The sequence below is a fragment of the Streptomyces sp. NPDC027672 genome (assembly GCF_055566335.1).
Map to the genome: position 1 here is coordinate 1 of NZ_JBVHSO010000030.1, position 12,168 is coordinate 12,168.

The following is a 12,168-nucleotide window of genomic DNA, read 5'->3' on the forward strand; positions in this document are numbered from 1 at the left end:
CCGCGGAAGCGGTGGCTGACCGCTCCGCGGTCAGCACACCCGCCTGCTGCGCAGGCGGGTGACGCTCCGTCCGCTGCGCTCCCCCGGAGCGATGCGGGGGACTGCGTCCCCCGCATGCGGTGCCTTCGCTGCGCTCCGGTCACCGGGTGGCGCTTCGCGCCACAAGGCCAACCCCGCTGCGCGGGGCCGGCCAACGGGCCTGCGGCCCGAGCAGTAGCAAGGGTGGGGCTGTGGCCGGTCTTTCTGGCTGGCTACCACGGGGTAGTGGGGCTGGCGTCTGGGTCAGCGTCTGCGGGACCAGGTGCTGCCGATTCCCGCAACGTGCAGGGCCAGAGCGGTCAGCCCCAGGAGCATGACATTGGCTGACGAGAATGTGTGATTGGTGCTGATCTGGGCCGCGTTGATGAGGAACCCGATGAAGAACAGCACTGCTGCGACTATGCCGAGCATGGTTGGGCCTCTCTCGTAGGAAGTGAAGCCCGTATGCCCGGCCATCGCCCCTACAGGCATGGGCGGCGCCTGCGAAGTGGTCTGGCGGATGGTGCAGGCAGGCTGACGGCTCCTCAGGCGTGGACGTGGCGGGTACTTGCCGCCTTGTGCAAGGCGGCGTGATGCGCGGGCCGGCCTGTCGGGGGAACTGGGAGACGCCGCAGGGACAGGCCGGCGGTGGCGAGGAGAGCGGTGAAGACGGCCAGGAGGAGGACGGACACCCACATCTGCCCGCTCCCGGGTGCCTGCCAGCCGGTCCAGGCGGCCGATACCGCCCACAGCAGGACGCCCGCAGCATAGAAGGAGCGGACGCGGTGCAGCTGCCGCACGGCCCGCAGGAACTGGATACGTTCGGTCTTCGGTGCCATGCGGCACCGTGTACCCCGATGCGCGATGACCATCAGGTTGGACGGGATCTCGTGGAGGGGCCTCACAAATCTGCATCTTGATGTGATGCAGCATGTAGCATTGGCGTAAATAGGTGGCACCCGGTAGCAGGGTTCCGGGGGGCATATCAGTCTCGGTGCGTTAGGACCATAGTCCGTCCGCTGCTCTGACGGCCACGGCCCAGGAGGGCCGATAAAGAGGGGAAGGGCACTATGGATCGCGATGCGCTGGGGCCTCGCTCTTTTCTGGAGGTGGAGCCGTGGACACCGGCGCATGAGGCCGTGGAGGTGAGTGACTACGAGACCCTCTCCATGCTCCTGGACTCCGGGGGCAATCCGAACGAGGTGTGTGTCGAGCTCACGCTGCTGACTCACGCGATCGACCTGGAAGGGGACAGCCACCTGCAGTCGGGGCAACCCCTGCACACGGCCAGCACGGCAATCGTGCTGGCATACGGCGCCGACCCGCGCCTGCCGGCCGCCAATGGGAAACTTCCGCTGCAGATCGCCGAGAGTTACGACCACGAACCGGCCAGGCGGCTCCTCCAGCGCTTCCACGCCCTCACACCGGCGAACACTCCAGGGAGCACGGGGGGAAGTGATCATGGTCCTTCCACTGAGGGGGAGTCGTGGACGCCCGCGCACAAGGCCGTGGAGATGAGTGACTACGAGACCCTCTCCATGCTCCTGGACTCCGGGAGCGATCCGAACGAGGTGTGCTTCGGGCACACGCTGCTGACTCACGCGATCGACGTGGAAGGGGACAGCCACCTCCAGACGGGACACCCCCTGCACACGGCCAGCACGGCGATCCTGCTGGCATACGGCGCCGACCCGCGCCTGCCGGCCGTCGACGGAGAGACTCCGCTGCAGATCGCCGAGAGCTACGACCACGAGCCAGCCAGGCGGCTCCTCCAGCGCTTCCACGCCCTCACACCGCCGGAAGACCCAGGGACAGGGAGTGCGCGTGGGGAATGATCACGGTCCTTCGCCCTTCGGCCCGAACTTCGCTTACGGCGATGCCTCGATCTACGTGGACGCGGTGGCCGCCTCGCGGGTCATGACCCGGCTACGAGACGCCCTCGGCCTCGGAGGCGACGGTCCGGCGCTGACCGTCGGGCCGGTGCGCGTGCACGGCGAGCCCAACGACTACGCCACGGGCCGGCGTGCTCATCCCTTCGACTTTCTGGAATGGCCCACCGTGCTGGAGTGCCAGGCCTCCGCGGGAGCGCCGGCCGAAGTAGTGCAGGCCGTCACGGCCATGCTCGAGGCACTGTGGCGCAGCGGCTTCAAAGCCGTAGCCGCCTGCGACTTCGAGGACGAGCTGCCCGCGCGCGGCGGGATCGGCAGGTACCCGCGGCCTGTTTCTGCGTCCGCCGGGTCTGCGGCTTCTCCGGGCTCGTGGTGGAGGAATCTGATGTTTCCCGGGAAAAGAAAAGGATGAGTTTTGTGATCAGTCTCCGGGAACATCAGGTGACCCAGAAAACGAGTATTCGGAAATGGGTTAAATTCTTTGCAAGATCTTTTGTGCCTGTCGAGGGAGCGCGGGGCACGCTGGTGTCCGCCACCGGATCGGGCAAGACGATCACGGCCGCCGCGAGCGCGCTGGAGTGCTTCCCGGGCGGGCGGATCCTCGTCATGGTGCCGACCCTGGACCTGCTCGCGCAGACCGCCCAGGCGTGGCGTGCGGTCGGGCATAGGGCGCCGATGGTGGCGGTGTGCTCGCTGGAGAACGACCCGGTGCTGGGCTCGCTGGGGGTGCGCACCACCTCGAACGCGATCCAGCTCGCGCTGTGGGCCGGGACCGGGCCCGTGGTCGTGTTCGCCACCTACGCCTCCCTCGTGGACCGCGAGGACCCGGAGGACCCGACCGGCCAGCGGACGGTCCGCGGGCCGCTGGAGGCCGCTCTGGCGGGCGGAGACCGGCTCTACGGCCAGCGCATGGACGGCTTCGACCTCGCCATCGTGGACGAAGCCCACTCAACCGCCGGTGATCTTGGCCGGCCGTGGGCGGCGATCCACGACAACCAGCGGATCCCCGCCGACTTCCGGCTCTACCTGACCGCGACCCCGCGCATCCTGACGGCGCCCCGGCCACAGAAGGGCGGGGACGGCCAGGAGGCGGAGATCGCGACCATGGCCGACGACCCGAGCGGGACGTACGGCGCGTGGCTCGCGGAACTCGGACTCTCGGAGGCGATCGAGCGGGGCATCCTCGCCGGGTTCGAGATCGACGTGCTGGAGATCCGCGACCCCTCCCCCGTCCTCGGTGAGTCGGAGGAGGCGCGGCGTGGCCGGCGCTTGGCCTTGCTGCAGACCGCGCTCCTGGAGCACGCCGCCGCTCACAACTTGCGCACCGTCATGACGTTCCACCAGAAGGTGGAGGAGGCCGCCGCGTTCGCGGACAAGCTCCCGGAGACCGCTGCCGAGCTGTACGTCAACGACGCCACGGACGAGGACCTGGCCGCCGCGGGCAAGCTGCCGAAATCCTCCATCGACGCGGAGTTCTACGAACTCGAGGCCGGCCGCCACGTCGCGCCGGACCGGGTGTGGTCGGCGTGGCTGTGCGGTGACCACCTCGTGACCGAGCGGCGGGAGGTGCTGCGGCAGTTCGCCAATGGGATCGACGCGGCCGGGCGCCGGGTGCACCGCGCCTTCCTCGCCAGTTGCCGCGTGCTCGGGGAAGGCGTCGACATCACCGGCGAACGGGGAGTCGAGGCCGTCTGCTTCGCCGATACCCGCGGCTCCCAGGTCGAGATCGTCCAGAACATCGGCCGCGCTCTCCGCCTCGACAAGGACGGCTCCGCCAAGGTCGCCAGGATCATCGTGCCGGTCTTCCTCCAGCCCGGCGAGGACCCGCAGGACATGGTCGCCTCCGCCAGCTTCCGCCCCCTCGTAGCCGTGCTCCAGGGCCTGCGCTCGCATGATGAACGACTCGTCGAGCAGCTCGCCTCCCGTGCGCTCACGAGCGGCAAGCGCAAGGTCCACGTCCGGCGCGACGAAGAGGGGCGGATCGTCGGGGCCGGCGGTGAGGGCGACGGGGAGGACCAGGAGCAGGACGACACCGACGCTGCTGCCGAGTCGGTCCTGCTGCACTTCTCCAGCCCGCGCGACGCGGCGGTCATCGCCGCGTTCCTGCGCACCCGGGTGTACCGGCCGGAGTCGCTGGTGTGGCTGGAGGGCTACCAGGCCCTGCTCCGCTGGCGGGCGGAGAACGGGATCACCGGCCTCTACGCCGTTCCCTACGACGTCGAGGCCGAAGTCGGGGCGACGAAGGCGTTTCCGCTGGGCCGATGGGTCCACCAGCAGCGCAAGGCACTGCGGGCCGGGGAGCTGGAAGAGCGGCGCAAGACCCTGCTCGACGCACTCGAGGCCGGGATGGTGTGGGAGCCGGGCGAAGAGGCGTGGGAGGGCAAGCTGGCCGCGCTGCGGTCCTACCGGCGGGCGACCGGGCATCTCGCCCCGCGTCAGGACGCCGTGTGGGGTGAGGGCGAGGCGATGGTGCCCATCGGGCAGCACATGGCGAACCTGCGCCGTAAGGGCGGCCTCGGGAAGGACCCGAAGCGCGCGGCGCAGCGTGCGCAGCAGCTGGCCGCGATCGACCCGGACTGGAACTGCCCGTGGCCGCTCAACTGGCAGCGCCACTACCGGGTGCTCGCCGACCTCGTCGACGCCGACGGCCACCTGCCCGACATCGCACCCGGCGTCGCCTTCGACGGCGACGACATCGGCACCTGGCGGTGGAGGCAGCAGGAACCGGGCACCTGGGCACAGCTCCTGCCCGAACAGCGGGAAAGGTTGACCGCGCTGGGCGTGCGGGGCGCCACCCTCCCCGTGACGGCCGCCGCTCCGGCGGAGCTCCGTCCGGTGCCGGCCGCCGCCCTCAAGGGGTCGAAGAAGGCCGGGAGCAAGGCGGAGGCGGCGTTCCAGCGGGGCCTGGCTGCCTTGGCCCAGTGGGTGGAGAAGGAGGGGCAGCGGGCCGTCCCGCGCGGCGCGGTCGTGGAGATCACGGTCGACGGCGAGGCGGAGCCGGTGCCGGTGAGACTGGGCGTGTGGCTCTCGAACACCAAGAGCCGGCGGGACAAGCTCACGACGGAGCAGCGCGCCGCCCTGGCGGCGCTGGGCATGGAGTGGGCGGGCGTGGTGCCGGCCGTCCAGGCCGCTCCATCAGCCAGTATGAATCCCGTCTCCGGCAGTCGCGGCCGCTTTCTGTCCGCCGGACCGGCGCTGCCCACGGGGCCGGGATGGGTGCACTCGGCCTGGGCTCCGTCCCGGGACCGGGAGCGGGACGGAGCCTGACTCGCTCGGGGCTTGCCCGGCCGCGGATCTTACGGCGGTCCGATGGCCGTCGTGGCCCCGGCGCCGAACATTCATTCTCTTGCCTGGCCCGGCGTTGAGGAGTTCACTGGTGTGATGCCGACCTCGGTCACGGCGTTGACGGGCTTCTGGCCCTCGCGTCGTGTGTATCTCTTCGACGGTTTCTGTAGCCGGGCCTCGTGATCCCGCTCCGCGCCATCACCCTGTCCGTGCCCTTCCCCGTACGAGAGAACCGAGGTCCTTCATGTCCGTCACCGATGAACTGCTCGCCAACAACGCCCGCTACGCCGAGACCTTCTCCGGTCCGCTCCCGCTGCCGCCCTCCCGCCGACTGGCCGTCGTGGCCTGCATGGACGCCCGGCCGAACGTCTACGCGATCCTCGGTCTGAACGACGGCGAGGCGCACGTCATCCGCAACGCCGGCGGGGTGGTGACCCAGGACGAGATCCGCTCACTCGCCATCAGCCAACGCCTTCTTGGCACCGAGGAGATCATCCTCATCCACCACACCGACTGCGGCATGCTGACCTTCACCGACGACGGGTTCAAGGACGCGGTCCAGAAGGACACCGGGATCCGTCCGCCCTGGGCGGCGGAGGCGTTTTCCGACCTGGAGGAGGACGTACGGCAGTCCGTCGCGCGCATCAAGGCCGACCCGTTCGTCGTCCACAAGGACCGCGTCCGCGGTTTCGTCTTCGACGTGGCCACGGGCAGGCTCACGGAAGTCCGCTGACCGGGTTCCCGCCGCACCCGGGCATCTCCGGCCTCGGCTGGAGATGAGGGCGCCCGGCAGCGAGGAGGCAGTAACGCGGCGCTGGCCTCCGGCTCGCCGGGCGCCGCCGCGTGGCTCGGCCTGCCCGCCACCGCGGTGCTGCCCCTGATGACGGACTGGCCCGGCCGGCAGCGTGCCGCGGCCGGCGGCCACGCCGCGGGCGGCGATGTAGGCGGCGGTGGGGCGCAGTTCGTCCGTGTCGAGCGGGGAGAGCGGCCGGCCGCCGGGCCCCTGCCCGCCGTGGCAGAGGCAGGCTGAGGGGTACGAGTACCGGTAGGGCGCGGAAGCGGATCCGGTGGCCGGCGGTCCTGCTGGCCTACGCCCAGGTCCGTGCCTGCGAGCTGCCCGCGACCGGGCAGGCAGGTGACCCGAGGTGGCCGGCCTTCGCCGACCGGTACGGCTTCGCCCCCCGGCGCCCGGTGCAGTGGGAGTGGGGTGCTGGAGCCGGCCGAACTCCAGCGCCTGGTCCTCGCGGCCGTCGCTCCGTACATCGACCGGGACGTCCTCGTCCGGCAGATCGCCCGCGAGGAACAGCAGCGCCGCGCTGCGCCACCCCGTGTACGGGCCTGGGCGCCTGCCGCCTCCCGGGCCAGGCTGTCGAGATGGACGACGTGAACGGTTCCGGCTCGGAGGACCGCAGGGTCGACAACGTTTCTCTTTGCGTGGAGACGCTCAAGGCCCGTATGGGCCCCGGGCAGTATGACGTCCTGGCCAAGGCCGTGCACGAGACAGCGCACCTGATGGCCGAGGGCCATCAGGCCGGCCCCGTCGGTGACACCTCACAGTTCACCGATGAGGTGCAACTGGGGGTACGCGACGGTCCTGGTAATCCTCCCGACCGGCCGCATGGACCACCGGCTTATGGAGATGCCCGGCCCCGCCATCCCGCTGCTTCCGCCTCCGCCCCGTGCGTGCCGCCCCGCGCGCCGACCGGAGGAACTGCTCGCCGTCCGCCACAGCCTGTCCTGGTCGGCCATGGCGCGCCTGCGCTCTCCCCCGGCCGGCCCCGTGCCGGCCTGGTCCCGCGCGGTTTGCCGGCCCCGAGTGCGACCCCGCATGGCCCCTGCCCGGCCGCCGGGCTCGCGGGCAGCCGGCCACCGCGACCGGCCCGCCCGGCCACCGCCGTTCCATGTGCCGCGACGCTGGCTTCTCGCGCCCGCCTGCTGTCCGAGGCTGTGATCCTGTCCGGCGTCCGTTCCGGGTGCCCGGCCAGCGGGCCCAGTCGGCGAGACGACTTACGAACCGCTCCAGGCGCGGCGGGCCCTCGCCCTCGGCGGCGGTCTCGGCGGCCCGCTGGGCGGCCACCGAGTCCTTGACCGGCCCGTACAGGCGCCCGGCGGCGTCGCGCGGGCCGCCGGTGGAGCCGGGGAGCTGGGGAGCTGGGGAGCTGGGGAGCTGGGGAGCTGGGAGATCAGCATCTGCTTGATCGTGAGGTTCAGCCGCTCGTCCTTGCCTTTGCGGTGCGGGGTGGACGCGGGCAGGCGGTGCATGACGACGGTGAGGCCGCCCAGGACCTCTGTGACCGCGCCGGCAGCGAACTCCAGGCCGCGGTCGATGGGTCCGAGTTCGGGCACCGCGCCAAACGGCGAGAGGTCGGGCTCGCGGGTGAGCGCCATGCGCATCGCGGTGAGGACCGTGCCGGAGGTCGGGGCGTGGCGACGGCCCAGCCGAGCAGGGCCGGGTACCGTCGTCCACCACGGTGGTCAGCCACGGCGCGAGCGCCCTTGCCCTTCGGCGGCAGCACACGCAGCGGGAGCTGCATGTGGTCCATCTCCCAGCAGCGGCCGCGCGGCGCGTCGGGGCGGCGCAGGTAGACCGGGCCCGCCCGGCGCCCGGCCTCCCCGGACTTCCACGCCGCGCGCTCCGCCGGGGGCGGGCCGTCGGTGAACGCCCGGTACAGAGTGCGCTCCGCGACCGGCTTCGCGCTCGCCCAGCCCTCGGCAAGGAAGTCGGGCACCGGAGCCCCGGCCGTCGTGCCGTCCCCGTCGGTCACCGCGCGCCGGGCGCGGACCACCGCGGCGACGGTGCCCCGGTAGAAGCGAAGCGCCGCCCGGTCGGTCTCGCTCGGCTCGTAGCGCGGGCGGACGGCGGGCGCGGCCGGCTTCGGCGGCGTGAGCCAGCGCCACACCGTCCGCTCCGACACCGCAAGGCCCTCCGCGACCATACGCACGTGCGCGGCCGTGAGCGCCTCGTCCTCGCGCAGCCGGGACAGCCGTTCGACGGCAGCCCGGGGCTTCTGTGCCGACACCCTCCCCATGGACCGGAGTGTCAGTGGTGGCAGAACCGCCATGTCCGCACGTCCGCCCGCATTGATGCGTCCGGGTGGAACGTCCCCGGACCAGTGGCGAGCGAGCCCGTCGAAGGCTGAATGCGGATCATCACCCGGCGCCGGGAAGTGCCGCCTCGCTCGGCTTTGCATACACCCAGAGGTCGAGTTCGACCTCCCCGTCGCACTCCTCGCAGCGGCGAACATCAACGTCACCCACCACGGGGATGTGGATCATCCATGTGTTCCGGCCGCACCTCGGGCACGTCGTCTCGCGCGCCGTGCGTATCGGCTTGTCCTACCGGCATCCTGCCGGACGGGCTCCGGCTGCCCAATTTTCCTCATCGGAGGGTGTGCGACGAGGAGTTGAGCCTTCGCGAGATCGCTGCCTGGCCCGACTGGTGATCCGTACCCGGGCCGCAGCCGCACAGGGCAAGTAACTGCCTGATCATTCTGGCCGATACAGACTGTTCCGTCGGCCCCCATGGCCGGAGGAGTACGGCCCGAGCCCGACATCGACTTGACCCCGCTCCAGGAGCGGGACCTGCCCATCGTCGGGTTCGGCCAGGCCGGCTGGCCCGGCCGCACACCCAAGCATCGCTTTCCCGCAAGGCGGCAGTCAGCAGGCGGATCTGCGCAGCATCTCCTGGGCTGATCAGGATGTCCAGGTCGGCGGGAACGATGTCGGGCAGCTTGCTCCCCCGTACCGACACCCAGTGAGCCCCGCCCAGCCGTCGCTTGTGTACCGCGGCAGTAACAACCGCCGCGCACGTCACTCCGTCTGGTGACGGCCCTACCAGAAGGTGATCGGTCTCATCGCATGCGAGCTCCACAACGGTGTTTCGGGAGCGTTGACAAGAGCTGAGCGCCGGTACCGTCTCCTTGGCCGGATGCGGCTAGGCACAGCAGTTCGTGCATCGGGTCGGTAGGCGTTGACTTGTCGTCAGGTATGTAGCGGGGATTCGGTTGGAATGGCCCGGCTCTCCCTTCCTCGCCGGGCTGCCAGCCGCCGACCGTCGCATCGGTGGGCAGGCTGTCCGTCGGCGCGCTGGGTTTCCAGTCCGGCTTGGGAAGCAGGAGCCAGCCGTCTTGTCTCCAGCGTCGAAGGCACCGACTTCGCCCCGTACGCCGCCCTCGGCGTGCGGGCCGCCCTCGGCGTGCGGGCCGGGCGGCGGCCGTCGCCGACGACGGTCTCGCGCAGGTGGTAGCGGTACACCTGACCGGCCCGGACAACCTTGATATCCACTGTCATGCAGTCCACGCCACACGGCTCTGACCCGCAAGAAAAGGCCGGTCAGCAGCGCTTCTGGCCAGGCGGGAGCAGCAGCCGGGCTTTCTGCTCAGCTGCCCGCCGGGCGGGAAGCGGCCCCGGGCCGGACGCGAATGTCATCGCTCTCCGGCGGCCCTCACACCCCCGACCCGGACGACACCGACAAGCACCACCGAGCATCACCACGCACCGAGGAAGGGACGGCGCATACTCGACATCGAGCGCCGCACGGTGCTGCGCCGGCGTGAACAGCACCCGCTCGCGCACTACCCCGTCCACCACCCGGCGCTCGCGCCGCCCGCCGACGTCCCCGGCGAGCTCAGCGGGCACCGCAACGCGGGCCCGCCACCCCGCCACCATCCCGTCCGGGGCCGATCACCACTGGGTCCGTCTTCGAACGGATCGCGGCGGCCGCCCGCGCGGTCCGCCGCGCCGCTGCCGCTGCTCGCCGCCGACCTGTTCGCCGCGCTGGCGGGCGCGGCAGCGCTGGCGGAGGCCGTCCGCCGGCCGGCGGCGGTCGCCGCGCTGGTGGCCGGCGCCGACCGTGCCCAGAGCAGGATTGATGCGAGTGTGACCGGTGCTTCGCAGGAGGTGGCGGTCTTCTCGTACCGGGTGGCGATGCCTCGTAAGCACTTGAGGTGTTTGAGGCAGCGTCCGACGCGGTCGCGTCGGCGGTAGATCTCCCGCCTGAAGCCTGGTGGCCGGCCACCGCAGCCCCCGCGATGCTGCCGGTGCCGCTGCTGGCCGGTCTTTTCCGGGATCGTGTACGCGATGTCGCGTCGCCGCAGCTGGCTACGGAAGCCGGGAGAGCTGTGCCTTGTCCGCGATCACATGGTCGGGGCGGCGGCGTGGCCGGCCCGGTGCTGGTGGGACTCCGGCATCCGCCTGGGCCTGCACCTGCTGCAGGGCCCGGGTGAACACCCCGTCGATCGCCTAGCGGCGGAAGCGGGTGCAGACCGTCTGCCAGGGTCCGTAGCGTTCCGGCAGGTCACGCCACGAGGGGCCGGTACGGAACTTGCAGACCATCTTGTTGACGACCCGCCGATCCGGCACCCGGGGCCGGTCCGTTGCGGCCCGCGGTTTCGGCAGGGTGAACGAGTCCCCTTCACGGTCGTTGAGTCCTTGACGGAGTGTCACCCCACCATGATCCACGACCGGGTGATCTTTGCAGACGGACCCTGGTCGAATCGGCGGTAGCAGTATCTCCCGGCCCCGGACATCTTTTTGACGGGCTGGAAGATCCATAACCTTGTGGGGATGGTCACGCATCTGACTTGAGGAGTTCCGTGTCCGCTGCCCACCACCTCCCGGACATCCTGTCACCCGAGTTCGCCGCGAACCCCTACCCCGCCTATGCGGTGATGCGGGAGAAAGAACCCCTGATCTGGCACGAGGCCACGCAGAGCTACATCATCTCCCGCTACGAGGACGTGGAACGCGTCTTCAAGGACAAGAAGGCGGAGTTCACCACCGACAACTACAACTGGCAGCTCGAACCGGTCCACGGCAGGACGATCCTCCAGCTCAGCGGCCGCGAACACGCGGTACGCAGGGCCCTGGTCGCCCCCGCGTTCCGCGGCAGCGATCTGCAGGAGAAGTTCCTGCCGGTCATCGAGCGCAACTCGCGCGAGCTCATCGACACCTTCCGGTACTCCGGATCCGCCGACATCGTCAGCGACTACGCGACCCGTTTCCCGGTCAACGTCATCGCGGACATGCTGGGGCTGGACAAGGCCGACCACGCCCGGTTCCACGGCTGGTACACGGCCGTCATCGCCTTCCTCGGCAACCTCTCGGGCGACCCCGAAGTCGCCGCCGCCGGTGAGCGCACCCGCGCGGAGTTCGCCGAATACATGCTTCCGGTCATCCGGGAACGGCGTGCCAACCCGGGCGACGACCTGCTGTCCACCCTGTGCGCCGCGGAGGTGGACGGTGTGCGCATGAGCGACGAGGACATCAAGGCTTTCTGCAGCCTGCTGCTCGCGGCGGGCGGTGAGACCACCGACAAGGCGATAGCCGGCATTCTGGCGAACCTTCTCAACAACCCGGACCAGCTGGCGGCCGTCCGCGCGGACCGGAGCCTGATACCCGCCGCTTTCGCGGAGACCCTCCGCTACACACCGCCCGTCCAGATGATCATGCGGCAGTCGGCGACCGACGTCGAGGTCACCGGGGGCACCATACCGGCGGGCGCCACGGTCACCTGTCTCATCGGCGCGGCGAACCGGGACGAGCGGCGCTACCGCGACCCCGACCGGTTCGACATCTTCCGCGACGACCTTGCCACGACATCGGCCTTCTCGGCCGCTGCCGGCCACCTCGCCTTCGCACTCGGCCGGCACTTCTGCGTGGGCGCACTCCTGGCCAAGGCGGAGATCGAGGTGGGCCTGAACCAGCTGCTGGACACCATGCCCGACCTGCGCCTCGCGGACGGACACGACCTCGTCGAGCAAGGGGTCTTCACCCGGGGCCCGAAGACGCTGCCCGTGCGCTTCACACCGGTCACGGCCTGACGGAAATCGCTCCCTCCACGCCCGGGGCCCGCCCGGGCGCGGAGGACTGGTTCGCGGTGCCTAGTTCACGAACGGGGTGAACTCCACCGGCAGCGACGCCAGACCACGCATCCAGACCGAGGGACGCCAGGCCAGTTCCCCGGGCTCCACCGCCA

At 70.7% G+C, this 12,168-nt stretch carries 10 protein-coding genes; 6 read left to right on the forward strand and 4 right to left on the reverse strand.

Annotation, left to right across the window (positions count from 1 at the left end):
* Window positions 1-282 precede the first annotated feature (282 nt).
* Window positions 283-429 (reverse strand): hypothetical protein, encoded by a 147-nt coding sequence (locus ACZ4SV_RS36165; protein ID WP_468011376.1) that lies wholly within the window; start codon window positions 427-429, stop codon window positions 283-285.
* A gap of 134 nt (window positions 430-563) precedes the next feature.
* The gene (locus ACZ4SV_RS36170; RefSeq protein WP_468011347.1) at window positions 564-857 is read right to left on the reverse strand and encodes a hypothetical protein; all 294 of its coding nucleotides are present in this window, start codon (window positions 855-857) and stop codon (window positions 564-566) included.
* A gap of 231 nt (window positions 858-1,088) precedes the next feature.
* Here ACZ4SV_RS36170 and ACZ4SV_RS36175 point away from each other — a divergent pair, with 231 nt between their 5' ends.
* From ACZ4SV_RS36175 to ACZ4SV_RS36195, 5 genes are all read left to right on the forward strand, one after another.
* A complete protein-coding gene (locus tag ACZ4SV_RS36175) occupies window positions 1,089-1,853 on the forward strand; it encodes an ankyrin repeat domain-containing protein (RefSeq protein WP_468011351.1) in 765 nt (254 codons plus the stop codon).
* Entirely contained in the window at window positions 1,843-2,319 is a 477-nt protein-coding gene (locus tag ACZ4SV_RS36180) for a hypothetical protein (RefSeq protein WP_468011354.1), read from the forward strand. The genes ACZ4SV_RS36175 and ACZ4SV_RS36180 overlap by 11 nt, the downstream gene beginning before the upstream one ends.
* On the forward strand, window positions 2,316-5,174 hold the full coding sequence (locus ACZ4SV_RS36185) for a helicase associated domain-containing protein (RefSeq protein WP_468011358.1): 2,859 nt from the start codon (window positions 2,316-2,318) through the stop codon (window positions 5,172-5,174). Before ACZ4SV_RS36180 ends, ACZ4SV_RS36185 begins: the two co-directional genes overlap by 4 nt.
* A gap of 262 nt (window positions 5,175-5,436) precedes the next feature.
* Window positions 5,437-5,925, forward strand: coding sequence for a beta-class carbonic anhydrase (locus ACZ4SV_RS36190; RefSeq protein ID WP_468011362.1), 489 nt, complete (start codon window positions 5,437-5,439; stop codon window positions 5,923-5,925).
* Window positions 5,926-6,399: 474 nt separating this feature from the next.
* The gene (locus tag ACZ4SV_RS36195; RefSeq protein WP_468011364.1) at window positions 6,400-6,579 is read left to right on the forward strand and encodes a hypothetical protein; all 180 of its coding nucleotides are present in this window, start codon (window positions 6,400-6,402) and stop codon (window positions 6,577-6,579) included.
* A gap of 620 nt (window positions 6,580-7,199) precedes the next feature.
* On the opposite strand, the gene ACZ4SV_RS36200 is transcribed toward ACZ4SV_RS36195, so the two are convergent.
* Both ACZ4SV_RS36200 and ACZ4SV_RS36205 read right to left on the reverse strand, forming a co-directional pair.
* Window positions 7,200-7,586: a hypothetical protein gene (locus ACZ4SV_RS36200; RefSeq protein ID WP_468011367.1), complete on the reverse strand. Its 387-nt coding sequence runs from the start codon at window positions 7,584-7,586 to the stop codon at window positions 7,200-7,202.
* A gap of 2,847 nt (window positions 7,587-10,433) precedes the next feature.
* Window positions 10,434-10,769 carry a transposase gene (locus tag ACZ4SV_RS36205; protein WP_468011371.1) on the reverse strand — a complete coding sequence of 112 codons (336 nt, stop codon included), beginning with the start codon at window positions 10,767-10,769 and terminating at the stop codon, window positions 10,434-10,436.
* Between the two features lie 17 nt (window positions 10,770-10,786).
* Here ACZ4SV_RS36205 and ACZ4SV_RS36210 point away from each other — a divergent pair, with 17 nt between their 5' ends.
* Window positions 10,787-12,013, forward strand: coding sequence for a cytochrome P450 (locus tag ACZ4SV_RS36210; protein ID WP_468011373.1), 1,227 nt, complete (start codon window positions 10,787-10,789; stop codon window positions 12,011-12,013).
* The last annotated feature ends 155 nt before the right edge of the window (window positions 12,014-12,168 follow it).

Excerpts from the sequence above, each read along its gene's own strand:
- ACZ4SV_RS36170 (WP_468011347.1), bottom strand. The coding sequence starts at position 857 with ATGGCACCGAAGACCGAACGTATCCAGTTCCTGCGGGCCGTGCGGCAG.
- ACZ4SV_RS36175 (WP_468011351.1), top strand. The coding sequence starts at position 1,089 with ATGGATCGCGATGCGCTGGGGCCTCGCTCTTTTCTGGAGGTGGAGCCG.
- ACZ4SV_RS36185 (WP_468011358.1), top strand. The coding sequence starts at position 2,316 with ATGAGTTTTGTGATCAGTCTCCGGGAACATCAGGTGACCCAGAAAACG.
- ACZ4SV_RS36190 (WP_468011362.1), top strand. The coding sequence starts at position 5,437 with ATGTCCGTCACCGATGAACTGCTCGCCAACAACGCCCGCTACGCCGAG.
- ACZ4SV_RS36200 (WP_468011367.1), bottom strand. The coding sequence starts at position 7,586 with ATGCGCATGGCGCTCACCCGCGAGCCCGACCTCTCGCCGTTTGGCGCG.
- ACZ4SV_RS36205 (WP_468011371.1), bottom strand. The coding sequence starts at position 10,769 with ATGCGTGACCATCCCCACAAGGTTATGGATCTTCCAGCCCGTCAAAAA.